The 24,533-nt window shown below is 70.5% G+C and carries 19 protein-coding genes and 1 tRNA gene; 14 read left to right on the top strand and 6 right to left on the bottom strand.

Annotation, left to right across the window (positions count from 1 at the left end; translation table 11 throughout):
• Positions 1-305 precede the first annotated feature (305 nt).
• The 5 genes from KBX21_RS16145 to KBX21_RS16165 all read left to right on the top strand — a co-directional run bounded on the left by KBX21_RS16145 (position 306) and on the right by KBX21_RS16165 (position 5,563).
• A complete protein-coding gene (locus KBX21_RS16145; RefSeq protein WP_049578043.1) occupies positions 306-815 on the top strand; it encodes a MauE/DoxX family redox-associated membrane protein in 510 nt (169 codons plus the stop codon).
• Between the two features lie 75 nt (positions 816-890).
• Positions 891-1,883 carry a thioredoxin domain-containing protein gene (locus KBX21_RS16150; RefSeq protein WP_210842406.1) on the top strand — a complete coding sequence of 331 codons (993 nt, stop codon included), beginning with the start codon at positions 891-893 and terminating at the stop codon, positions 1,881-1,883.
• A gap of 46 nt (positions 1,884-1,929) precedes the next feature.
• On the top strand, positions 1,930-3,042 hold the full coding sequence (gene lgt / locus KBX21_RS16155; RefSeq protein WP_049578006.1) for a prolipoprotein diacylglyceryl transferase: 1,113 nt from the start codon (positions 1,930-1,932) through the stop codon (positions 3,040-3,042).
• Positions 3,043-3,146: 104 nt separating this feature from the next.
• Positions 3,147-4,313, top strand: coding sequence for a hypothetical protein (locus KBX21_RS16160; RefSeq protein WP_210842407.1), 1,167 nt, complete (start codon positions 3,147-3,149; stop codon positions 4,311-4,313).
• Between the two features lie 368 nt (positions 4,314-4,681).
• Positions 4,682-5,563, top strand: coding sequence for a hypothetical protein (locus KBX21_RS16165; protein ID WP_210842484.1), 882 nt, complete (start codon positions 4,682-4,684; stop codon positions 5,561-5,563).
• A gap of 91 nt (positions 5,564-5,654) precedes the next feature.
• On the opposite strand, the gene KBX21_RS16170 is transcribed toward KBX21_RS16165, so the two are convergent.
• Positions 5,655-7,448: a bis-aminopropyl spermidine synthase family protein gene (locus KBX21_RS16170; protein WP_210842408.1), complete on the bottom strand. Its 1,794-nt coding sequence runs from the start codon at positions 7,446-7,448 to the stop codon at positions 5,655-5,657.
• A gap of 575 nt (positions 7,449-8,023) precedes the next feature.
• Between KBX21_RS16170 and gltB the strand changes: the two genes are divergently transcribed.
• The 4 genes from gltB (at position 8,024) to KBX21_RS16190 (ending at position 15,467) form a co-directional block, all read left to right on the top strand.
• Positions 8,024-12,580, top strand: coding sequence for a glutamate synthase large subunit (gene gltB / locus KBX21_RS16175; RefSeq protein ID WP_049578021.1), 4,557 nt, complete (start codon positions 8,024-8,026; stop codon positions 12,578-12,580).
• Positions 12,581-12,607: 27 nt separating this feature from the next.
• Complete coding sequence (locus KBX21_RS16180) at positions 12,608-14,062, top strand: glutamate synthase subunit beta (RefSeq protein ID WP_210842409.1); 1,455 nt, start codon at positions 12,608-12,610, stop codon at positions 14,060-14,062.
• 61 nt (positions 14,063-14,123) lie between these two features.
• On the top strand, positions 14,124-14,501 hold the full coding sequence (locus KBX21_RS16185; RefSeq protein WP_049578026.1) for a DUF2784 domain-containing protein: 378 nt from the start codon (positions 14,124-14,126) through the stop codon (positions 14,499-14,501).
• A 72-nt stretch (positions 14,502-14,573) separates the two neighbouring features.
• Entirely contained in the window at positions 14,574-15,467 is an 894-nt protein-coding gene (locus KBX21_RS16190) for a prenyltransferase (RefSeq protein WP_210842485.1), read from the top strand.
• A 100-nt stretch (positions 15,468-15,567) separates the two neighbouring features.
• On the opposite strand, the gene KBX21_RS16195 is transcribed toward KBX21_RS16190, so the two are convergent.
• A complete protein-coding gene (locus KBX21_RS16195) occupies positions 15,568-16,278 on the bottom strand; it encodes a maleylpyruvate isomerase family mycothiol-dependent enzyme (RefSeq protein WP_049578031.1) in 711 nt (236 codons plus the stop codon).
• A gap of 162 nt (positions 16,279-16,440) precedes the next feature.
• On the opposite strand from KBX21_RS16195, the gene pyk reads away from it, so the two are divergent.
• On the top strand, positions 16,441-17,874 hold the full coding sequence (gene pyk / locus KBX21_RS16200; protein ID WP_210842410.1) for a pyruvate kinase: 1,434 nt from the start codon (positions 16,441-16,443) through the stop codon (positions 17,872-17,874).
• Positions 17,875-18,087: 213 nt separating this feature from the next.
• Here the strand turns inward: pyk and KBX21_RS16205 are convergent, their stop codons facing one another.
• Positions 18,088-19,062: a DUF1266 domain-containing protein gene (locus KBX21_RS16205; protein ID WP_210842411.1), complete on the bottom strand. Its 975-nt coding sequence runs from the start codon at positions 19,060-19,062 to the stop codon at positions 18,088-18,090.
• 255 nt (positions 19,063-19,317) lie between these two features.
• The gene (bla, locus tag KBX21_RS16210) at positions 19,318-20,247 is read right to left on the bottom strand and encodes a class A beta-lactamase (RefSeq protein ID WP_049578038.1); all 930 of its coding nucleotides are present in this window, start codon (positions 20,245-20,247) and stop codon (positions 19,318-19,320) included.
• Positions 20,248-20,371: 124 nt separating this feature from the next.
• Here bla and KBX21_RS16215 point away from each other — a divergent pair, with 124 nt between their 5' ends.
• Genes KBX21_RS16215 through KBX21_RS16225 form a run of 3 tightly spaced genes read left to right on the top strand, consistent with a single transcriptional unit; the run spans position 20,372 to position 22,626 of the window.
• Positions 20,372-21,238 carry a LysR family transcriptional regulator gene (locus tag KBX21_RS16215; RefSeq protein WP_210842412.1) on the top strand — a complete coding sequence of 289 codons (867 nt, stop codon included), beginning with the start codon at positions 20,372-20,374 and terminating at the stop codon, positions 21,236-21,238.
• Positions 21,235-22,122, top strand: a complete 888-nt coding sequence (locus tag KBX21_RS16220; RefSeq protein ID WP_210842413.1) for a serine hydrolase — start codon at positions 21,235-21,237, stop codon at positions 22,120-22,122. The genes KBX21_RS16215 and KBX21_RS16220 overlap by 4 nt, the downstream gene beginning before the upstream one ends.
• Before the next feature lie 57 nt (positions 22,123-22,179).
• Positions 22,180-22,626 (top strand): VOC family protein, encoded by a 447-nt coding sequence (locus KBX21_RS16225; RefSeq protein WP_210842414.1) that lies wholly within the window; start codon positions 22,180-22,182, stop codon positions 22,624-22,626.
• A gap of 39 nt (positions 22,627-22,665) precedes the next feature.
• Here the strand turns inward: KBX21_RS16225 and KBX21_RS16230 are convergent, their stop codons facing one another.
• Positions 22,666-23,472, bottom strand: coding sequence for a transposase (locus tag KBX21_RS16230; protein ID WP_210842415.1), 807 nt, complete (start codon positions 23,470-23,472; stop codon positions 22,666-22,668).
• 77 nt (positions 23,473-23,549) lie between these two features.
• Positions 23,550-23,626 (bottom strand) — tRNA-Leu (locus KBX21_RS16235).
• 162 nt (positions 23,627-23,788) lie between these two features.
• On the opposite strand from KBX21_RS16235, the gene KBX21_RS16240 reads away from it, so the two are divergent.
• Positions 23,789-24,361, top strand: a complete 573-nt coding sequence (locus KBX21_RS16240; protein ID WP_049567985.1) for an ANTAR domain-containing response regulator — start codon at positions 23,789-23,791, stop codon at positions 24,359-24,361.
• Positions 24,362-24,533 lie beyond the last annotated feature (172 nt).

Raw genomic sequence — 24,533 nt, forward strand, 5'->3', positions numbered from 1 at the left:
GCGCCCCCCACCGCTCTCGTGTCCGCACCCCAGCCGTCCCGGGCAGGTCAAGCCCAGGGTTAAGAGGGTGAGAATCGGGTGAGAGGCGCCCTCGGATCCCCGTGAACCGGCCACCCCTTCGGGCTCCGGGTGGTGTGATGGCGGTGTCCCGGACGCGTGGCCGCCCGCCGTGCTCTCCGGTTCCGACGCCCTGTGCCACAAAGTCACTACACACAGTAGGCTTTGTTTCAACACGAAGAGCGACCAGGCGCGCACCCAATGGCATGAGCGCGAACGACCGACCCCCACTCCCGAAGGCCTCGCAGATGACGGAAACCCACGACGACACCCCCACCTCCCGGCCCACCGGCCGCTGGGAGACCGTCCAACCCTGGCTCACCCTCGCCTGCCGGGTCGGACTCGCCGCCGTCCTCATCACCGCGGCCGTCACCAAGTTCCCGCCCGCCCTCTCCGTGCAGGCGGTCGAGGCCTACGACCTCTTCCCCACCGAGATCGCCCAGTTCATCGGCCACGTCCTCCCGCTGTTCGAGCTCGCCCTCGCACTGCTCCTCCTCGTGGGCCTGGCCACCCGGCAGGTCGGAGCCGTCGGCGCCCTGCTGATGATCGTCTTCATCGCGGGAATCCTCTCCGCCATGGCCCGGGGCCTCAACATCGACTGCGGCTGCTTCGGCGGCGGCGGACAGGTCGACCCCGGCGAGACCACCTACGGGCTCTCCATCGCACGGGACATCGCCTTCGGGGCCATGGGCGCCTTCATCGCGCTCTGGCCCAGGTCCCCCTTCGCCCTCGACCGCGCCCTCGGGCTCTTCCGCTAGTCCCGGAACACGGTGCCCCGGCACCCCCGACGCGACGGTCGACCACCTCCAGAGAGCCAGAAACAGAGGAACACCATGGGGAGTGAAGCGCGCAAGCGCTCCCGCGAAAAGCTCAGGGAACAGCGGGAGAAGGAGAAGCGGGCCGCCAAACGCAACCGGACCCTCATCGTCGTCGGCGCCGCCGCGGCCGTGGTCCTGCTCGTCGTCGGGATCGGCTACGCCGTCCTCACCTCCGGCAGCAGCGACGGCTACGAGGGCCCGCTGGCCGCCCAGACCCTCCAGGACGACGGCAGTGTCGTCATGGCCGAGCCGGACGCCTCCGCCCCCGTCGTCGAGGTCTACGCCGACTACCAGTGCCCCGCCTGCCGCCAGTTCGAGCACTTCGGCGGCGACGTCCTCAAGGAACAGGCCGCCGCGGGCACGGCGATCGTCCACTACCGGCCGGTCAGCATCTTCGCCCAGCAGCCCGTGCCCATCAGCTCGAACTCACTGCGAGCCGGTTCCGCGGCCCGCGCAGCCGCCGACTACGGCGTCTTCGTCGAGTACAACGACACCCTCTTCGAGAACCAGCCCACCGAGGGCAAGGACGGCTTCACCGTCGACGAGCTCAAGCAGTGGTTCCGCGACACCGAGCCCTCCGACGAGGACGGGCAGGCCTTCGACGACCGCGTAGACGGCGAAGCGGAGATCGTCAAGGAGTTCACCGAGGAGTACCTGCCGGCCCTCACAGCCGACGCCACCGAGCAGATCGGCGAGGAGAACATCGGAACCATGGTCCTGTCCGACCTCATCAGCTGGGGAGCCAGCAACGGACACGACCCCGCCTTCCTGGAAGGCACCTACACGGGCGAGATCATCGACGCCACAGGGAAGGCCTACACTCGCTACAGCGGAGCCAACGAGTTCCGCGCCACGCCTTCCGTCTACATCAACGGCGAGTTGCTCGACGGCAACACCGCCATGTCCGCCAGGGGCCTGTCCGACGCCATCGCCGAGGCGGGCGACGGCGAGGTCAGCACCGAGCCGATGGACTCCGACGGCGGGGGTGACGCGGAGGAGAACCCCTGATCACCACCCCCGCACGCGGGGCGAACCCGAGAGCAGAGCAGTGACATTGTCGTCGACAGCTTCCGAGGGCGCGGCCGAGTTCGGCCGCGCCCTCGCGGCCATTCCCAGCCCTGAGATCAACTCGATCCCCATCGGGCCGTTCCAGATCCACTTCTACGCCCTGTGCATCCTCGCCGGGGTCATCGTCGCGGTCTACTGGAGCGAGCGCCGCTGGAAGGCGATGGGCGGTGAGCCCGGCACCATCATGGACATGGCCGTGTGGGCCGTGATCCTGGGTCTGGTCGGCGGACGCCTCTACCACGTCATCAGTGACGCCCACCTGTACTTCGGGCCGGACCGCGAGGCCATCCGGGCCCTCTACGTGTGGGAGGGCGGACTGGGCATCTGGGGCGCCATCCCGCTGGGCGCCGTGGGTGTGTGGCTGGTCGCCCGCAAGCGCGGGCTGTCCATGTCCAAGCTCTCCTTCGCGATCGCACCCACCATCCCGCTGGCCCAGGCCATCGGCCGCTGGGGCAACTACTTCAACCAGGAGCTCTTCGGGCGCCCCACCGACCTGCCCTGGGCGCTTGAGATCTACCCCACCCCCGAGGGCCACATGCGGGCGGGCATGGAGGTGGGAGTCACCACCTACCACCCGACCTTCCTCTACGAGTCCCTGTGGTGCCTGGTCCTGGCGGTCCTGCTGGCCTACCTCGGCCGCCGCTTCGAGAGCACTCTCCAGGGCGGACGCCTCTTCGCCGTCTACGTCATGGGCTACTGCGTCGGCCGCTTCTGGATCGAGTACCTGCGCGTCGACCCTGCCAACGACTTCTTCGGCATGCGCCTGAACAACTGGACCTCCATCGCGGTCCTCCTCGGAGCCCTGGCCTACTTCGTCTGGGCCGGTCGCCGCCTCGACTCCTTCTCCACCGCGGTCGTCCCCCACGGGCAGGACGCCGGGACCCAGGTGTTCGGCGACACATCCGCCGGCGAGAAGGCCGACGAAGGCACCGTCTACAGCGCCGTCGACAGCGACGACTCGGTGTTCGACCAGGCCACTGGTGGTTCCGAGGGAGCCGGGACGGAATACCACCCGAGCCCTGAGCGATCTAGTAGCGAGGGCTCGGCGGAGGACGGCGCCGACGGCGCGGAAGGCAACTCCGGGTCGAAGCCCGAGTAGAGCGGGACATTCCGAAAACCGGCGCACCGGCCCGTGGCCGTGCGCGCCGTACGACGAAGCCCGCAACAGTCGAGCAGACCACGGGTTGACGATTGAGAAAGACCGTGAGCAGAGCCGAGTCCGGTCACGGACGCAGACGTCGGCGCGGCGGATCCCGCCGTGCCGACAGCGCCCACACCGAAGAGCACGTCGAGGTACACGGCCCCGAGGACGGGTACGAGGAGCAGTACGACCCGGAGGAGGACTTCTCCGAGGAGTACGGCCACACCCAGGCCCGCCCGGACGCCGAGTACGACGACTACGACGACCCCGACACCGGGTACGAGGACGAGGAGGACCCGGAACACGGGGCCACTCGTGCCGAGGGCCGCAAGGGCCGACGCAAGGACAAGAAGGGCGTGGGACTCGTCTCCGCCTTCTCCGCGTCCGCGATCAAGAAGGTGTCGGTCCTGGGCGACAGGCCCAACCAGATCGTCTACACCCTTGCCGAACAGAGCAAGCGCAAGCGCGGCACCGCCGTGCTCGGAGTGCTCCTGGGCGCCTTCAGTATCGCCCTGGTCGCCCTTCTGGGACTGCTGACCTACCAGCTCGTCACCGGGACCGGCGGCAACACCGACCGGGGTGAGGAGACAATCGTCGCGCCGCCGGAGGGGCACAGCACCATCACTCCGGAGCTGTACCTGTCCGAGCCCGACCGGCCCGAGGTGTTCGGTTCCATCGAGAACCGTCCCGACGACGTCGAGCCCATGACCGACGAGTCCGTCTTCGGGCCCGTCGAGGAACTCGACATGGCCGGGATGAAGCTGGAACTCCAGGAGTCCGAGGTCACCGACTCCTGCACCTCACTGGTGTGGGGCGAACAGCTCGGCCAGAGCCTCCTGGACGCCAACTGCCTCAACGCGGCCTCCGGTGTGTACACCGACTCCGACGATGACTACGTCGCCCAGGTGACCCTGTTCGACCTCTCCGACAGCGCGGGCGCCACCGAGGTGGCCGCCGCCATGGACCCGACCAACGCGGAGACCGGGGCGGGCTTCCTGCTGTCCCGTGAACTCGACGGCGTCGAGGGACTCCAGGAGGGCTACAGCCAGGCCACCACCCAGGTCATGGGTCACTACCTGGCCGTCTACTGGGTCGCGCGCACCGACGGCTCCCTGCCGGGGGACGACTCCGGTCTGGCCACCGCGAGCGTGGTCTCGCAGAGCGCCTTCGGGTTCGTCTACGACGAGGTCGTCGCGCACAAGCCCGAGGAAGAGGAAGAGGGAGAGTAGGAGCGGATCTGTCCGGCCCCGTCGGGCGCCCCGATAGGATCTCGGACAGATCGATCCGCCCGCCGGGGTGTGTTCCACCGATTTATGGGAACACGGCCCCGGGGTCGACACCAGGCGGGAGGCGTCCCCCCGCCGTTCCCGAGCGCAACCGGGCCGGTCACCTCACGTGACCGGCCCGCATCCACGGAAAGGTCCTTTGGGTGTCCCCTTCTGAACCGTCGACGCCTGGCAGGCCGGGCCGCCGGAGGAAAAACAGCGAGCCAGCCGAACCCCCCGCCCAGGAGGACCAGAGCCGGTCCGAGAACCGCGAGGGCGGGCGCCGCAAGAGCGGCGGCCGACGCAAGAAGGAGCCCCGCCGCCTCGGCGGGATGCTGACCCTCCTGGTCGGCGCCCTCGTCGTCGCGCTCATCGCCCTGGGCACGGTGCTGTTCTTCCAGTTCTCCGGTGACGACGGCGAGGAACAGGCCGCCCAGGAGACCCGACCCGCCCTGTACAAGGTCCAGGACTCCCAGGACAGCAACATGAACGCGGTGCTGTCCTCCCGGGAGCAGGACACCCGGCCGCTCAACGAGGGCGAGCTCTTCGAGCGCCACAACTCCGAGATCTCCGGGCAGAGCCTGGGCTTCACCCTGCGCGACTCCGATCTGACCGAGGACTGCTCCGCGGCGGTCTGGGGCGAGCAGGTGGAGCAGGCCCTGGCCGACGCCGACTGCACGCAGGCGGGCCGCGCCACCTACCTGTCCGAGGACGACGTCTTCGGTGTGGTCGCGGTGTTCAACCTCGCGGACATCGAGGGCAGCCGTGCCGTGGCCGAGGCCATGGAACTGCCCGAGGCCGAGGAGGGCGAGGAGCCAGCCGACCCCGGTTTCGTGCTCTCCCCCTCCGGTGAGGACCCCCTCAACCGCCTCGGCGTCGGCTACAGCGCGGCCGACGCCATCATCACCGGCCACTACCTGGTCGTGGTGTGGGTCCAGCCCACCGACTCCGAGTCGGTCGACGAGCGGGTCAGCCTGGTCACACCGCTGGTGACCCTGGCCAACTTCCGCAACCCCTTCTTCCGCAGGATCGGTGAGCTCGGCGGCGACGCGCCCGCCGGTACCGAGGAGGGCACCGGTACGGAAGAGGGCACCGGTACTGAGGAGGTGCCCGGCGCGGGCGACGGCACGGGGGAGGGCGCCGGCCAGGAGACGGTCGAGGACCCGCCCCCGGCGGAGGGCGCGGTGGAGGCACCCGCGGTACCCGGCGAGTAGCGGCCTCACCCCTGGAACACACGGGCGGGGCCCGGTGGGAACGACCTCCCACCGGGCCCCGCCCGCGTTCGTGGAGACGGACCGATCCGGGTCAGTCCTCCCCCTCGGCCCGCGACTCCGTCGCGGCGGACTCCTCGACCCGGGCCAGGAGTTCCGAGGCCACCCCGCGCAGCTCCGCGAACCGGTGCTCGGGCAGGTCCAGCAGGGCGTGCCCCGCCACCCACTCGGGGGCCGAGGCCACCGCGTGCCGGGCCGTGCGCTTGTTGATCGGCCGCCCCAGCCGGGCCGCCGCCTCCACGAGCCCCGTACGCAGGGTCGCCGTCAGCGTCCCGTGCGCCCGCGCCCGCACGTGCGCCAGCACCTGGTCGGCGCCCTCGCCCGACTCCGGGTTCCGGGTGCACCGGATCGCGGTGAGGTCGGCGGCGCCCACCCCCCGCAGGAACCGGACCCGGCACCCGGGCTCCACCAGGGCACGGAACCCCTTCTGGCCCGCCTCGTCACGCACCCAGCGCGAGGACGAGGGCACCAGGACGAAGGTGTCGTCGGCGGTGGAGGCCAGCGCCACGCGGGGCGCCAACCGCTCCCACCCACCGGTGAGGTTGACCACGGCGTGCGCCCCCACGGCGGTGGGGGATTCCATCCAGGTGGACAGACGCACCCGGACCTCCCCCGACACCTCACGCGGCCAGTCACCGACGAGAGCGGGCGCGGGGCCGCCGGTGTCCGACCCGCTCAGCTCCGCGATCCGCGCCAGCACCGCGGCGGCCCGCTCCACGTCGAGACCCCCGCGCGCCTCCTTGGCGTTGACCCCCTGGCTGTACACCCGCGAGGCGTCACCGCCGGGGGAGGGCAGGGTGCGCGCGAGGGGACGCAGCACGTACAGGTCGCTGGCGGCACCGATCGACTCCGCCCCCAGATAGCGGTTGAAGTCCGGCCACACCGCCTCCAGGAGGAGTCCCGAGCGCACCATCCGCGCCTGGGTGGCGGCCGCGAGCTTCGGCGTGGTCTCGCTGGCTCCGTAGGCCACGAGCACCCGCCCGCGCCTGGGATCGGTCAGACCCTCCACGCCGCGTCGCACGAACAGGTCCACCCCGTCGGGGGTGTAGGGCGGATCGGTGAAGACCAGGTCGGCGCCCTCCCGCAGCGACGAGGGCAACCCCAGGCGCAGGTCGGCGGTGTGGGTGCGCACCGGCAGTCCCAGCCGCTCGGCCACCGCGTCGATGTGGGCCAGCACCCGCTCGTCGAGGTCGACCACCCGCACCCGGGCCTCCGGACGCACCAGCGCCAGTGCCAGGGACGTGAGGTCGTGATCGCCCACGCACAGGAGCGTGCGCTGGCGGAGGTCGAACCGCGTGGCCAGGAACAGGGCGCGGCGCAGCGCGGTCTCGGCGGTCGCGGACACGTGGTCCAGGTCCAGGTCGGAGGCGGGTCCCTCCGAGATCGCCCGCGCCAGCTCGGCGGTGGCCCAGGCGTGGGCGGGGAGCAGGTGGGCCACCGGGTCGGCCAGCGACGGCGCGGTCGCACTGTTGTACGGGGCGGGTCGTGACAGGCGGTGCCGCTCGCCAGCGGGCTCGCGCTCCAGTTCCCCAGCCGCCTCCAGGGCCCTGAACAGGGAAGCCACCACGGCGTGCGCCACGCCACTGGCGCGTACGAGTTCGTTGGCGCTCCACCAACGGCCGTCGGAGAGCAGCGCCAGGACCGTCCGGGGGCGCGTGGCGTCGGGCCCGTACTCGCGCAGGAAGTCCTCCACCGCCTCGGGGAGGGGCGGGGGGTCGTCGGGCCGAGAGGGTGTCTGAGTCTCCGGGGCGCCGGGTACGCGGGCGGCCTCGGGGGAGTCGGCGGCTCCGGGTTCGACCGGGCCGGGGGAAGTCGGGTGTCCTGCCATTCCGTGATCCTCCCACGTCGCGGACGCCCCGGCGGTGCCTCAGACGGGACCGTTCCCGCCGGATGAGGGGGATATCACTCCCCGGCGCGTTCCTCCCTCCCTTGGGAGTGGCGCCACCCCCGGGGTAACGTGGGAAGGCAGTGCTCAGCGCCCTCGCGCGATGGGTGAAGAACCGGCCAACGATCGGTCTTTCATCCCCTTTGGGAGGTTTAGCGGGTTTCCCTCGTGGAAAAACCCGCAAGGCCAGCCTTCATCGGACCCCGGGTCCGAGAGGGACCCACGCCACTCCCCAGGGAGCGGGCACACCACGGGCCACGGCGCACCGCGGCGCCTTCTGGTCTAGACCTCCGATTCGCATCGGGGCCCGACCAGCCTGTATAAGAGAACCTGCCCGACACGGGCCGCCCACCGGCACCGGCGACACGAGGACGTGTACGCGACACGGTGCCACGGAACGGGCGACCCACACCGTCGGGACCGCCCCAGGGCGGAACAACAGAATCACGCACGCAGCAGGGCCAACGTCGTCCCGGATGCGCTTTTCACGAAGCCGACGAGAGACGACTGGAGGGCAGATGCCCGCTGGAAACGTGCGGCGTTCGTCCGTCCGAACGAACGCAGACGCCACCCCCCAGGGCCTGTACGACCCCGCCTTCGAGCACGACGCCTGCGGAGTGGGCTTCGTGGCCGACCTCACCGGTCGTCAGAGCCACGACATCGTCAGCAAGGCGCTCACCGTCCTGCGCAACCTCGACCACCGGGGCGCCTCCGGAGCCGACCCCGACGACGGCGACGGCGCCGGCATCCTCACGCAGATCCCGCACGAGCTCTACACCGAGGTCTGCGACTTCCCGCTCCCCGCCGCGGGCGCGTACGCCACCGGCATCGGCTTCCTGCCCTCCGACGCCGCCGAGCGCGCCGCCGCCGTGCGGACCATCAACACCATCGTCGCCGACGAGGGCCTCACCCTCCTGGGCTGGCGCGAGGTCCCCTTCGAGCCCCAGTACAGCGGCCCCGCCGCCCGCGAGGCCATGCCCTACTTCGGGCAGCTCTTCGTCACCGGCACCCCCGGCACCGCCACCGAGGGCCTCACCGGGATCGACCTCGAACGCCACGCCTACTGCGTCCGCAAGCGCGCCGAGCACGAGGCCGACGTCTACTTCCCGAGCCTGTCCCCGCGCACCATCGCCTACAAGGGCATGCTCACCACCCCGCAGCTGGAGCCGTTCTTCCCGGACCTGTCCGACCGCCGCTACGCCTCCGGCCTGGCCCTGGTCCACTCCCGGTTCTCCACCAACACCTTCCCATCCTGGCCGCTCGCCCACCCGTTCCGCTACGTGGCCCACAACGGCGAGATCAACACGGTCAAGGGCAACCGCAACATGATGCGGTCCCGTGAGGCCAAGCTCGCCACCGAGCTCATCCCCGGCGACCTGTCCCGCGTGTTCCCGATCGTCGACCCCGACGACTCCGACACCGCGTCCTTCGACGACGCCCTCGAGCTGCTCCACCTGGGCGGGCGCTCGCTGCCGCACGCGGTCCTCATGATGATCCCGGAGCCCTGGGAGAACCACACCGAGATGGACCCGGCCGTCCGGGCCTTCTACGAGTACCACTCCACCCTCATGGAGCCCTGGGACGGCCCCGCCTCGGTGTCCTTCACCGACGGCACCGTCGTCGGCTCCGTCCTGGACCGCAACGGACTGCGCCCCGGGCGCTACTGGGTGACCGACGACGGCCTCGTCGTCCTCGCGTCCGAGGCCGGCGTCCTCGACATCGACCCCGCCACGGTCGTGCGCAAGGGACGGCTCCAGCCCGGCCGCATCTTCGTCGTCGACACCGCCCAGGGGCGGATCATCGAGGACGAGGAGATCAAGGCCGAGCTCGCCGCCGAACACCCCTACCAGGAGTGGATCGACTCCGGCGTCCTGCGCCTGGCCGACCTCCCCGCCGCCGAACCCACCCCGGTCACCGAACTCAACCTCGCCCAGCAGGTGTTCGGCTACACCGAGGAGGAACTGCGGATCATCCTCACGCCGATGGCCCGCACCGGCGCCGAACCCATCGGCTCCATGGGCACCGACACCCCGGTGGCCGCCCTGTCCGCGCGCTCGCGCCAGCTCTTCGACTACTTCTCGCAGAACTTCGCGCAGGTCACCAACCCGCCGCTGGACGCCATCCGTGAGGAGATGGTCACCAGCCTGTCCACCCTCCTCGGAGCCGAGGGCAACCTCCTCCAGGCGTCCCCGGGCGACACCCAGCGCCTGGTCCTGCCGACCCCGGTCGTCGACCAGGCCCAGCTCGCCGCGATCGTCGCCGCCGGGCGGGACAACCCCGCGCTGCGCACCTTCACCGTCGACGGCACCTACCCCGTCGACGGCGGCGGCGAGGCCCTCTCCGCCCGCCTGGACGAGATCAACACCGAGGTCTCCCGGGCGATCACCGACGGCGCCCACATCCTCGTGCTCAGCGACCGCCGCGCCGACGCCGAACGCGCGCCCGTCCCGTCACTGCTGCTCACCGGCTCCGTCCACCACCACCTGGTCCGCGAGAAGACCCGCACCGAGGTCGGCCTCCTCGTCGAGGCCGCCGACGTCCGCGAGTGCCACCACGTGGCCCTCCTCGTCGGCTACGGAGCCTCGGCGGTCAACCCGTACCTGGCCCTGGAGACCGTTCGCGACCTGGTCGAACGCGGCACCCTCGGCGGCGTGGAAGCCGACACGGCCGTCCGCAACACCGTCAAGGCGTTCGGCAAGGGCGTCCTGAAGGTCATGTCCAAGATCGGCGTGTCAACGGTCAGCTCCTACACCGGCGCCCAGATCTTCGAGGCCCTCGGCCTGGGCCAGGAGGTCATCGACCGCTGCTTCACCGGCACCACCTCCCGCCTGGGCGGCGTCGGCTTCGACATCCTCGCCGAGGAGGTCGCGCTCCGCCACCGCCGCGCCCACGCCGCCAACCCCAACGCCCACCGGCGCCTGGAGGTCGGCGGCGAGTACCAGTGGCGCCGTGAGGGCGAGCCCCACCTGTTCGACCCCGAGACGGTCTTCCGGCTCCAGCACTCCACCCGCGACCGCAAGTACGACATCTTCAAGGAGTACACGAACAGGGTCGACGACCAGTCCGCCCGGCTCATGACGCTCCGGGGACTGTTCCGCCTCAAGGAGGGCGTCCGCGAACCCGTCTCCATCGACGAGGTCGAGCCCGTCTCGGAGATCGTCAGGCGCTTCTCCACCGGCGCCATGTCCTACGGCTCCATCTCCGCTGAGGCACACGAGACCCTCGCCATCGCCATGAACCGCCTCGGCGGCAAGTCCAACACCGGTGAGGGCGGCGAGGACCCGGCCCGCTTCACCCCGGACGCCAACGGTGACCTGCGTCGCAGCGCCATCAAGCAGGTCGCCTCCGGCCGCTTCGGCGTCACCTCGCACTACCTCAGCAACGCCGACGACATCCAGATCAAGATGGCCCAGGGCGCCAAGCCCGGCGAGGGCGGCCAGCTGCCCGGCCACAAGGTCTACCCGTGGGTGGCCAACACCCGCCACTCCACCCCCGGCGTCGGCCTCATCTCGCCGCCGCCCCACCACGACATCTACTCCATCGAGGACCTCGCCCAGCTGATCCACGACCTCAAGAACGCGAACCCGTCCGCGCGGGTCCACGTCAAGCTGGTCTCCGAAGCCGGTGTGGGCACCGTCGCCACCGGCGTGTCCAAGGCGCACGCCGACGTCGTCCTCATCTCCGGCCACGACGGAGGCACCGGCGCCTCGCCGCTGACCTCCCTCAAGCACGCGGGCACCCCCTGGGAGCTCGGCCTCGCCGAGACCCAGCAGACCCTGCTGCTCAACGGACTGCGCGACCGCATCGTCGTCCAGGCCGACGGCCAGATGAAGACCGGCCGCGACGTCGTCGTCGCCGCCCTGCTCGGCGCCGAGGAGTACGGTTTCGCCACCGCGCCCCTCGTCGTCTCGGGCTGCGTCATGATGCGCGTCTGCCACCTCGACACCTGCCCCGTGGGCGTGGCCACCCAGAACCCCGCCCTGCGCGAGCGGTTCTCCGGCAAGGCCGAGTACGTCGTGAACTTCTTCGAGTTCATCGCCCAGGAGGTGCGCGAGTACCTCGCCCAGCTCGGCTTCCGCAGCCTCGACGAGGCCATCGGCTCCGTCGACCTGCTCGACACCGTCGAGGCCGTCGACCACTGGAAGGCCCAGGGCCTGGACCTGTCGCCGATCCTGCACGAGGTCGAGCCCATCGCCGGGGACCACCGCGCCCACCGGCGCATCCAGGACCACGGCCTGGAGAAGGCCCTGGACAACACCCTCATCCAGCTCAGTGAGGGAGCGCTCGACTTCGGCCAGCCGGTCCGCCTCGAACTGCCCGTGCGCAACGTCAACCGCACCGTGGGCACCATGCTCGGGCACGAGGTCACCAAGCGCTACGGTGCCGACGGCCTGCCCGCCGACACCATCGACGTGTCCTTCACCGGATCCGCCGGACAGTCCTTCGGCGCCTTCGTGCCCCAGGGCATCACCCTGCGGCTGTCCGGCGACGCCAACGACTACGTCGGCAAGGGCCTGTCCGGCGGCCGCGTCATCGTCCGCCCCGCGCAGGCCTCCACCCTGGCCGCCGAGGAACACATCATCGCCGGAAACGTCATCGGCTACGGCGCCACCTCCGGGGAGATCCTTCTCCGGGGCGTCGTCGGCGAACGCTTCTGCGTCCGCAACTCCGGCGCCACCGCGGTGGTCGAGGGCATCGGGGACCACGGCTGCGAGTACATGACCGGGGGGCGCGCCGTCATCCTCGGCCGCACCGGGCGCAACTTCGCGGCGGGCATGTCCGGCGGTATCGCCTACGTCCTCGACCTGGACACCCAACGCGTCAACCCCGAGATGGTCGAGGTCGAGGACCTCACCGACGAGGACCGCGAGTTCCTCACCGGCGTCCTCACCCGCCACCACGACGAGACCGGCTCCACCGTCGCCGAACGCCTCCTGGCCGAGGGCAGCAAGGGGCTCGACCGCGTCGCCAAGGTCATGCCGCGCGACTTCAAGCGCGTCCTGCTCGCCCAGGCCGAGGCCGAACGCGAGGGTCGCGACGTCAACGAGGCCGTCATGGCCTCCGCGCAGTCCTGAAGTCAGCACACGAGAGGAGGAGGAACCATGGCTGACCCCAAGGGTTTCCTGAAGATCACCGAGCGCGAGCTCCCCAAGCACCGCCCCGTCGACGTCCGCATCCAGGACTGGCGCGAGGTCCACGAGGACTTCGACCGAGGAACCGTCACCAAGCAGGCCTCGCGCTGCATGGACTGCGGCATCCCCTTCTGCCACAACGGATGCCCCCTCGGGAACCTGATCCCCGAGTGGAACCACCTCGTGTACACGCACGACTGGGCGGAGGCGATCGAACGGCTGCACGCCACCAACAACTTCCCCGAGTTCACCGGGCGCCTCTGCCCCGCGCCCTGTGAGTCCGCCTGCGTGCTCGGCATCAACCAGCCCGCCGTCACCATCAAGAACGTCGAGGTCTCCATCATCGACCGGGCGTGGGAGGAGGGCTGGGTCAAGCCCCTGCCCCCCACCCACCGCACCGGACGCAAGGTCGCCGTCGTCGGCTCCGGCCCCGCCGGACTGGCCGCCGCGCAGCAGCTCACCCGCGCCGGACACGACGTCACGCTCTACGAGCGCGCCGACCGCGTCGGCGGACTGCTCCGCTACGGCATCCCCGAGTTCAAGATGGAGAAGCGGCACATCGACCGCCGCCTCGCCCAGATGACCGCCGAGGGCACCACCTTCCGCACTGGCGTCAACGTCGGCGTGGACGTCACGGGCGACCAGCTCAGGGCCGACCACGACGCCGTGGTCCTCACCGGTGGCGCCACCAAGTGGCGCGACCTGCCCGCCACCGGCCGCGAACTCAGCGGCATCCACCAGGCCATGGAGTACCTGCCCCTGGCCAACCGGGTGCAGGAGGGCGACCTCGACCGGGCGCCCATCCACGCCGAGGGCAAGCACGTCGTCGTCATCGGCGGCGGCGACACCGGCGCGGACTGCGTCGGCACCGCGCACCGGCAGGGGGCCGCCTCGGTCACCCAGCTGGAGATCATGCCCAAGCCCCCCACCACGCGCCCCGACAACCAGCCCTGGCCCACCATGCCGATGCTGTACAAGGTCACCAGCGCACACGAGGAGGGCGGCAAGCGGATCTACTCCGTCAACACCCTGGAGTTCCTCGGGGACGAGGAGGGCAACGTCCGCGCCCTGAAGCTGGTCGAGGTCAAGCGCGGCCCCAACGGCTTCGAGCCCGTCGAGGGAACCGAGCGCGAGATCCCCGCGGACCTCGTCACCCTCGCCATGGGCTTCGTCGGCCCCGAGAAGGAGGGCCTGCTCGACCAGCTGGGCGTCGAGCTCGACGGCCGCGGCAACGTGGTCCGTGACGCCGACTACCGGACCACCGTCGACGGCGTCTTCTGCGCCGGGGACATGGGCCGGGGCCAGTCGCTCATCGTCTGGGCCATCGCCGAGGGCCGCTCGGCCGCAGCCGGGGTGGACCGCCACCTCACCCGGGACACCGTCCTGCCCGTGGCCATCCCGCCCACCGAGCGCCCGCTCGTGTAGGAGACCACCGCCCGGGCGCGGGGGTCTGTCCCCGCGCCCGGCCCCGCCCTACCATCGACCCATGGTGTACCGCGTCATCGGTGAGGGGGCCATGGTCCTGCACCTGGTCTTCCTCGCCTACGTCGCGCTGGGCGGCTTCCCGGCCTGGCGCTGGCCCCGCCTGTTCTGGCCCCACCTGGCCATCGCCCTCTACGGCCTGGGCATCACCGTCATCGGCTGGCAGTGCCCCCTCACCCACGTGGAGGACTGGGGCCGCCAGAACGCCGGACAGGCCGGGCTCCCGCCCGAGGGGTTCATCGCGCACTACCTCACCGGTGTCATCTACCCCGCCGAGCACCTCCTCACGGCGCAGCTCCTGGTGGCCCTGAGCGTCGCCGTGTCCTGGGCCGGGGCGCTTTACCTGCACCGCCAACGCAAGCGCCCCGAGAACGCCGCGTAAAGATCGCGAATGGATCAGGGCGAGGCTGTTCTCCCTGCCCGGACCCCGCCGTACCGTCGAATCATGACCGTTGTGACCTGGGATTCGTACCGCGCAGCAGAACACTTCACCATGCGCAGCGCCCGGCTCGTCGACCGGCACCGCTTCGCCTACCTCTTCCAGAGCGGACCGGCCGAACCGGTCCGCGCCACACTCTCCGCCTACCGCAACCTCGACGGCGGCTACGGCAACGGACTCGACCCCGACCTGCGGGGCCACGCCAGCCAGCCCGTGGCCACCGAGATCGCCCTGCGCTACCTCGACGAACTCGGACCTGTCCCCGCCCAGATCGGTGCCGGCGTCTGCCGGTACCTCTCCACCGTCAGCAACGACGACGGCGGGCTCCCGACCTCGCTCCCCAGCGCCCGCTACACCGAATCCGCGCCCTGGTACCGCCACAACCACGACTTCGGCAGTCGCCTCGACATCACCGCGATGATCACCGGGCTCCTGCACAAGAACAACATCACCCACCCCTGGCGCGACCTCGCCACGGCCTTCTGCTGGAAGCACGTCGACTCGCTCAAGTGGACCAACCCGCACGAGGCCATCGGCATCTGCTCCTTCCTCCAGCACGTCCCGGACCGCCCCCGTGCCATCGTCGCGATGAACCACCTCTCCCACATGATCCGCGCCGTCATCGACGTCCACCCCCGTGCCACCGGGCACGTCCACACGCCGCTGGACCTGGCCCCGGACCCCGGCCACATCGCCCGGCCGCTCTTCACCGACCAGGAGATCGAACGCAACCTCCAGGCCTTCGAGGACCAGCAGCGCCCCGACGGGGGCTGGGACGCGTGCTGGGACGACTGGGACACCGTCGCCACCCTCGAACGCGAGGGCATGCGCACCATCCAGCGGCTGCGCATCCTGCGGGCCTACGGGCACGTGCAGCCCGACCTGCCCCGACCCCGCCGCGCAGGCTGAGCGCAACGCTCGGCGAGCGGCCGAACCGGGGGAGAGGGCGAACAGGGCAGGGGCGGCGGTCAGCCGGAGCGGACCGCCGCCCACGGCGACGCGATCCCGCTCAGCCCAGAGCCAGCAGGCGCACCCCGGCCGCCGTCAGCACCGCCCGGTCCACCTCGGAGCCCGACCGCCCGGTCACCGCGCGCACCGCCGCCAACGACGGCCCCCGCTGACCCACCTCCTGCGGCAGCACCCGCCGCAGCTCCTCCGGGTCCGCCGACCCGAACAGCACCCCACGGACCACGTCCAGCGCGGCCCCCGACGTCCACGGCTCCCGACCGAGCGCGTCCGCCAGGTCCAACCCGTGCAGCACCAGCTCCACCACCCGGGTCACCAGGTAGTCCGTCAGCAGCATCGGGTCCCCGTGCCGCGTCACGATCCGCCGGTCCACCGGCTCACCCGGAAGACGCCCCGCCAACGCGTCCCAGGTCCCGCGCAGCACCCGGCCCGGCTCCGCCGCGTCCTCACGCCGCGAGGCCCGCTCCACCGCGCCCGCCACCCGCGCCGCGTTCACCTCCGGCGAGAACCGCACCTCCGGCACGTAGTACCCCGCCGCGGAGACCGACCCCTCCGACACGCCCGGCCGACCCTGGTCCAGAGCCACCAACACCTGGTTCAACGAACCCACCGTGTGCACCGACAACGCCGCCACGTCCCACGGAGCGCATCGTGTTGGCAACATCACCTCGGACTCCGACAGGCCCAGCAGGACCTCCTCCAGCGCCGTGACCTCAGCGCCCAGAGCGGGCTCCACCACAGAACGATCGAACACCGACAACCCCTCCGCCAGACACCGAACACGGCCCCACGGCCGCGCCCACATCCAACACCCCTTACGCAGGGTCACCACGTTCGCCCCAACTCCACCTCAGATACGTGTATTCGCAACCTGGTTTAGACCACTCCATCCCCCAGACGCTCTAAAGTGATAGTCGTGACACGTCGAGCAAAAATCGTTGCGACCCTTGGCCCCGCCACATCGAGCCCGGAGACCCTCCGGCGCCTCGTCGACGCGGGCCTCGACGTCGCCCGTCTCAATCTCAGCCACGGAACCCACGACGACCACCGCGCCAGCCTCGTCAATCTCAGGCAGGCCGCGGCGGACGCCAAACGAGCAGTGGGGGTCCTCGCGGACCTCCAAGGACCCAAGATCCGCGTGGGAACCTTCCCCGACGGACCCGTCGAACTCGCCGCCGACGACGAGTTCACCATCACCATCGAGGACGTGCCCGGCGACCGCCAGCGCGTCTCCACCACCTACAAGGGCCTCCCCGGCGACGTCCGCCCCGGCGACCGCGTCCTCATCGACGACGGCCGCGTCGTGCTGGAGTGCACCAAGACCACCAGCACCGAGGTCCACACGCGCGTCATCTTCGGCGGCACCGTCTCCAACCACAAGGGACTCAACCTCCCCGGAGTCGCCGTCAGCGTGCCCGCCCTCACCGACAAGGACGAGGCCGACCTGCGCTGGGCCCTCGCCCAGGGCGTCGACATGGTCGCCCTCTCCTTCGTCCGCAGCCCCGCGGACGCCGAGGAGTGCCACCGCATCATGGACGAGGAGGGCGTCACCGTCCCCCTCATCGCCAAGATCGAGAAGCCCCAGGCGGTCGAGCGCCTCCAGGACATCATCGAGGTCTTCGACGGCGTCATGGTCGCCCGAGGCGACCTCGGTGTCGAGCTGCCCCTGGAGAACGTTCCGATGGTGCAAAAGCGCGCCGTCGAACGCTGCCGCGACAAGGCCAAGCCGGTCATCGTCGCCACGCAGATGCTCGAGTCCATGATCAGCGCGCCCCGACCCACCCGGGCCGAGACCTCCGACGTCGCCAACGCCGTCCTGGACGGTGCGGACGCCGTCATGCTCTCCGGCGAGACCAGCGTCGGCCAGTACCCCATCGAGACCGTCGAGACCATGGCGCGCATCGTCAGCGCCGCCGAGCAGGAGTCCCTGCGCGCCTCGCACATCCTCAACCGGGTGCCGGAGACCACCGGCGGGGCCATCGCCCGCGCCGCCGCCGAGATCGGCGCCACCGTCGGCGCCAAGGCCCTGGTCGCCTTCACCATGTCCGGTGAGACCGCCCGGCGCCTGGCCCGCTACCGTTCACCCATCCCGCTCCTGGCCTTCACCACCGAGGATGAGACCCGGGGCAGGCTCTGCCTGACCTGGGGCACCGAGAGCAACCAGGTCCCGTGGGTCGACAACACCGACGACATGGTCCGCCAGGTCGAGAACGAGCTCCTTCAGCTCGGCGACTACCACAAGGGTGACAAGGTCGTCATCGTCGCCGGCAGCCCGCCCGGAACCACCGGTTCCACCAACTCCCTGCGCGTCCACCGACTCGGCGACGCCGTCGCCCTCGGTACCAGCTGAACCAGCTGACGCGTGAACGGGCGCCCCGACCGGGCGCCACCTGACGGGCCGCATCAGGTCCGGCCCGGAGGAAGGCGTACTGAGCCGCGCCGACCTCTCCGGGCCGACCGGTGCGGCCGATGTCATGTCCGGGGTCGGGCCCCACACGGGGCTGGGGCGCCCACCGGAGCGCGCGGGAGCGCCACCGCGGCTCTCCGGGTTCGCGCTCCCGGGTCACTGCTCCTGGTTGGAGGAGACCCCGCCCTCGAAGGTCACCCGGTCCAACGGCATGTCCCAGGGCAACAGGTTCCAGGGGCTCCTCGGGTCCTCGTCCAACAGACCCAGCGCCACCCACACACGGTCGGCGTCCGGCCGGTCGACCTCCACCGGGTCGCCGTCCACGCCCTTGTCCGGCCAGAGCAGGTAACCGGCGTGGAAGGCCGTGGACAGCTGGCCCCACGACGAGTAACGGCGCTGGAGGTCGGAGGCCACCCGCCGCAGCAGCGTCTGCGTCTCCACCGGGCTCAGCCAGTCCAGGGACGCCCCGCCGCACACCAGCCGGATGACGTGCACCGACTTCCACCACTGGTAGGCGCCGATGATCACCGTCTCGTCGGCCTCGGTCACGCGCGTGACCGCCCGCAGGCGGGCCACCTGGTCCGGGGACAGCTCCACCGTCTCGCCGGTGTCCAGTCCGCCCTGGTCCAGTGGCAGTCGGGACCGGGCCGTGCCCGCGCGCAGGTCCACCGCCAGGTCCAGGCTCGGTCCCTGGTGCAGACCGGCCAACAGAGTGTCGACCGCGGTCAGCAGGGACTCCCGGTCCACCACCGACCACTGGCGCTCCAGCATCCGCCGGTACCGGCGTCGCAGGCTCGGCCGCGCCACCACGTCCCAGGGCTCGGCCAGTGCCACACGGAACGGGGCCGCCGCCGCGGCGGCCCACCGTTCGGTGCTCAACGGGGCCTCGGGGTCCTTGGTCCGGATCGTCGGCGACTCATGCGAGCCCACCACCAACTCGGCGAACGAACCCGCGGCCAGGACCAGCAGGGGCAGGAACGACCAGCCGGGCAGGTCCACGGCGACGAGCAGGACCGCGGACAGGGCCACCGGGGTCCACAACCACGGCTGCCGCCGCCGGGAGCCCCAGGCCACCACGACCCAGGCCCCGATCACCAGCGCGCCGATCAACCCGGCCACCGCGGTCAACAACCGTCGCCCCTCCCTCGCTGCGTGCCCGATCCGACCGGGCTTTCCGCCATCAAGGATCAGGGACGCGGCGGCTCCCGGGCGACCGAACCCACGGGTTGTGCTCAGGTTGTGGCCGTGATGTGACCGGTTCAGCCCGCTTGTAGCTACATAAAGTGACAAAAGGCCTATTTAGGGTCGAATGGGTCGGGTAGTTACAGAGGTTCTGGCCAGTCTGTCCCGACCTGGCCAGAACCCCCGCCCCACCAGCCGAAACTCCTAGCCCAGGGCCTCCACGACCACCTCGGTCGCCTCCGCGATCAGCGCGTCGTCGTGCTCCGCGTCCTCCACGCCCACGCTGGACATCACGGCAAGCACGATCGGGTCGCCCTCCTCGGGCCACAGCACCGCGATGTCGTTGCGCGTCCCGTAACCGCCGTTGCCGGTTTTGTCACCGACGACCCAGCCCTCGGGCACGCCCGCCCGGATCAGGTCGTCACCCGTCGTGTTCCGCACCAACAGGTCCACCAGCACCTCGCGACGGTCCTCCGGCAACACGTCCCCCAGCGTGAACGCCTCCAGGCTCGACGCCATCGCCTCCGGAGTGCTCGTGTCCCGCACCTCGCCCGGGACGGCCGAGCTCATCTCCACCTCGTACCGCTCCAGCACCGTCACGTCGTCGCCGGTCAGCTCACCCAGCCGCTCCGTGAACCCCGCCGGACCGCCGATCTCGTCCAACAACAGGTTCGCCGCCGCGTTGTCGCTGAACCGCACCGTCGCGTCGCACAGCTCCAGCAGCGACATCCCCGAGTCCAGGTGCTCCTCCACGACCGGTGAGTGCGGGACCAGCACCTCCTCGTCGAAGGTCACCACCCGCTCCATCTCCTCCAGCGAGTTCTCCGACAACACCACCCCGGCCAGCAGTGCCTTGAACGTGGAGGCGAACGCGAAGCGCTCGCCCTCCTGGAACGCCACCTCGTCACCCGACCCCGTGTCCAGCGCGTACACGCCCAACGTGGACCCGTACTCCTGCTCCAGGGCCTCGAACTCCGCCGCGAAGTCCACCGTCACCGAAGCGGACTCCGCGGGCTGCCCCGCGTCCCCCGCGCCCTCGGAGGCGCCACAGCCGACCAGAGGCACCAACGCCACCGACGCAACGAAACCGCGCCACCACACACCGCGCACAGCAAACCCCACGAAAACCCCCATAAGCACAGGAATCAGAAGAGAGGCGAACCAGAACCGGCCCGCCACCGCAGTCTCACCAACCGCGACCCATGCTGTCCAAGACACAAACAGCCACACCCATGCGGATTCGACATAACCTCAGACCATGGACCTCGTCGGAGCCTGCACCGCCTTCATCCACGTCAGCGACCGAGGCAGCTTCACCCTTGGAGCCGCCGCCGCGCGCATCCCCCAACCCGTCGCCAGCCGTCGCATCGCCGCCCTGGAGAAACACCTCGGCGCACCCCTCTTCGACCGCACCACACGACGCGCCACCCTCACCCAGTTCGGCCACACCGTCCTGCCCACCGCACGACGCCTCGTCAACCTCGCCCACACCCTCGAACACGACGCCGCCCAGGCCCGCCACACTCCACTGCGCCTCGCCGTCCCCGCCACCTGCACCACCCACGACCTCGCCCACCTCACGGCCCAGGCCCGCCACCACGGCCTCCACCTCGACCCCCACCCCGCACCACCCGCCCAACGGGAGGAACTCCTCCACGCCCGGCAGGTCCGCACGGCGATCACGGCCGTGCCACCCGACCAGGCACACTGGACCGTTCCCCTCGGCCTCGCCACCCACCAGCCACCCCAGGCCAACACCCACTACCTCGAGAGCCTGCGCCCCCACCGGGACGACACCGACCCACCCCGCCGCCTCTGGATCCAACCCGAGGACGACACCCCCCACATCCGCGACCCCCTCACCCACACGGGCGACACCGTCGGCCTCCATCCCACCCAGATCACCCGAGCCACCACCCTCACCACCGCCACCGCCGAAGTCCTCACCACCCACGATCTGCTCCTCTGCTCCCCCCGACAGGCAGACGACCTCAACCTCCACTGGCGCCCCATCGGCGAGATCCAACCCGCACGCACCTACACCGCCACGGGAGAACAGTCCGAGACCCTGCGCACCCACCTCCACCCACACATCGCCCACTGCCTCGGAGCACCCACCCCGTGATCACCCAACGACTCCGGACCGAACTCGAACAGGCCGGGCTCCACGCCTCCCTCCTCGTCCGCGACCTCAACACCGGCCACGAGATCGGCATCGACCCCGACACCCCCTACGCCACCTCCTCCCTCGTCAAACTCCCCCTCGCCCTCGCCACCCTCCAACGCCTCCAACAGGGCGAACTCGACGGCGCCACCCCTGTCCGCGTGGAACCCGGCGGCCCCACCACCGGGCCCCTCGGGCTCGGCCGCTTCCGCCACCCCGCCACCGTCGCTGTCGACGACCTCCTCTACCTGGCCATGTGCGTCAGTGACAACGTCGCCGCCGACATCCTGTTCGGCCTCACCCCACCCGCCCGGGTCACCGACACCCTCCGCGAACACGACATCCACGGGATCGCCGTCCGGCACATCGTCCGCGACCTCAACCAGACCCCCGCCGAACGCCTCGCTCCGGACGAGACCCACCTCGCCCACACCCTCGCCATCCAGGCCGCCAGCGCCGGACGCGGCCACCGCATCCCCCAACTCGACGTCACCCGCGCCAACTCGGGCTCCGCCCGCGCCCACGTCGACCTCCTCCAGGCCATCTGGCGACCCACCACCATCCACCCCGACACCGCGGCCCGCCTGCGCTCCCTCATGGCCGACAACGTCATCCGCCACCGCCTGGCCCCCGAGTTCAGCACCGACGCCAGCACCTGGTCCTCCAAGACCGGCAGTGTCCTCAACCACCGCCACGAGGTCGGCGTCGTCGAACACAGGGGCGGCGAGGCCTACGCCATCGCCGCCCTCACCGCCTCCTCCGTCCCCGCCCGCCACCAACCCGCGGCCGAGGCCCTCATCGGCCGCGTGGCCCGTTCGCTGCGGGACCACCTCCGGGCGTCCTGACCACACCCTGACGTGGCGTAGAGGGACGCAAGACCAGGTCAGACGTAGCGTTGGAGCATGCTCACACAGATCGCCATCCACTCCGTGACCGTGCTCGACCAGGACGAGGCCCTCGACTTCTACGTCGGCAAACTCGGCTTCGAGGTCGGCGACGACGTCGACATGGGGTTCATGCGGTGGCTCACCATCACCCTGCCCGCCGACCCGGACCGCCACATCCTCCTGGAGGTGCCCTCCCAGGACGAGAACGGCGCCCAGGTTCGCGAACTCCTCACCAAGGGCGCCCTCGGCGTCGCCGCCATCATCAACACCGACGACTGCCAGGCCACCTACGACACCCTGCGCGCGCGAGGAGTCCAGTTCACCGAGGAACCGACCCAGCAGCCCTACGGCATCGACTGCGCCCTGCGCGACCCCTTCGGCAACCACCTCCGCATCACACAGCCCGCACCCATGCAGGAGATCACCGAGGAGGACCTCAGGCGCTGGCGGGGCGAGGGCTAGGCCGCGCCGCCCGCACACGCGTCCGCCGCGTGGGCGTCCTCAGTACTTGGGCCCCACGAACGCGTCCATCCGCGCCACCGCGTCCCGCTGGGACACCGACACGACGTGTTTGTCCCGGTAGCGCGGTTCCCGCCTGCTCACGTGGACCTTCCAGGCGATGTCCAACCGGTCCAGGGCCTCGGTGAACAGTCCGACGATGTCGGTGGAGACGTTGGTGAAGTGGTAGCGCGGGTACTCGTAGAACCTCACCCCTCCGTCGGGCAGTGTCCTCCTGATCCGGTTGAGCACCCTGCTCCCGTCGGAGTGGATCAGGCCGCGTACGAACTGCTCGGGGTGCTCCTCGACGACGGCCCGCTGCCAGGGTTCCAGGAGGATGGCCCTGTCGTGCTTCCTGCCCGGCCCGTGCTGGGGGAAGAGGCACGGCCAGTGCTTCCAGTTGCTGTGGACCTCGGTGCACCCGGTGGAGGGGACCCGGGAGACCCTGTGGTCGGGGCGGATCGCGGTCATACTCCCCGCGCAGAGTTCTATGAGTCCGGGCCAGGTGTCGGAACACATGACGCGCAGCCGCCAGACCCCCTTCGTGGGGTCTCCGGCGGGGGTGAGACACCCGTCGCCGAGGTAGAGGCCCAGGAGGTACCCGTACGCATCGGTTCGTCGGGGTGGGACGGGTACCGGTTCACACCGGGGACACAGGTCGGTGCCGACGTACCTGTCCACGAGTGAACGGTCGAGGATCCACGTCCGAAGCGTGGACCGGTTGATGCCGGTCCGACGGCTGACCTCCGCGCAGGAGATCCCGGAATCGATGAGGGAGACGGCCTCGCGCCTGACATGCGGTGAGTACATACGGTGCATGTTCGCTCACGCCTCGGACATTCCCGGATGGCCTCGAACGCAGAAAAGCCACCCGTGGGGGTGGCTGCTGGTGCCCCGAGTGGGATTCGAACCCACACTTGATGGTGTTTGAGACCATTGACTCTGCCGGTTGGTCTATCGGGGCGTTTGAGTTATTGGTTCCGATTGTCCGTTTTGCCTGCTCGGCGTCCCGGGAGCGACGCTCCGTCAACGGTGCAGTCACGATTGACGCGCATTGCCGGGGCCAACGGTCAGCATACTAGCGGATCTCGGTAACCTCGTGTACGTGACGAGGACGCAGAGCCGTGTGGTGATCGCGGAAGACGAGGCCCTGATTCGCCTGGATCTCAAGGAGATGCTCGAAGAGGACGGTTACGCCGTCGTCGGGGAGGCTGGCGACGGTGAGGCCGCCATCCGGCTTGCCCAGGAGCTCAAACCCGACCTGGTGATCACCGACATCAAGATGCCGGTGCTCGACGGCCTGTCGGCCGCCGAGCGCATCGCCGGGGAGCGCATCGCCCCGGTCGTGATCCTGACCGCCTTCTCCCAGCGGGAGCTGGTGGAGCGGGCACGCGAGGCCGGGGCCATGGCCTACCTGGTCAAGCCGTTCAGCAAGTCGGACCTGGTGCCGGCGATCGAGATGGCCACCTCGCGCTACGCCGAGTTGGCCGCACTGGAGGCCGAGGTCGGCAGCCTCCAGGAGCGACTGGAGACCCGAAAGCTCGTGGAGCAGGCCAAGGGCCTGCTCCAGAGCCGCCACGGGATGAGTGAGCCCGAGGCGTTCCGGTGGATCCAGAAGAACTCCATGGACCGCCGGCTGACCATGCGCAAGGTCGCCGAGACCGTCGTCGAGACGCTCGGGGGAGGACAGTCCTCCTGACGGACCGCCCACCCCAGCGCTGAACCGGGGCCGTACCCGAACGGGTGCGGCCCCTTCGTGTGTCCCGGGGGTTCGGCCCGAGAAAACTAACAGATTGGCAGGTTCCGGCTCCGGAACGTGTCCGGGTGTTCAGGGTCAACGCGCATCCAGCACCAGTTTGATCTCGGTTGCA

It is taken from the genome of Nocardiopsis sp. B62, from assembly GCF_018070675.1.
GTDB classification, from domain to species: Bacteria; Actinomycetota; Actinomycetes; order Streptosporangiales; family Streptosporangiaceae; genus Nocardiopsis; species Nocardiopsis prasina.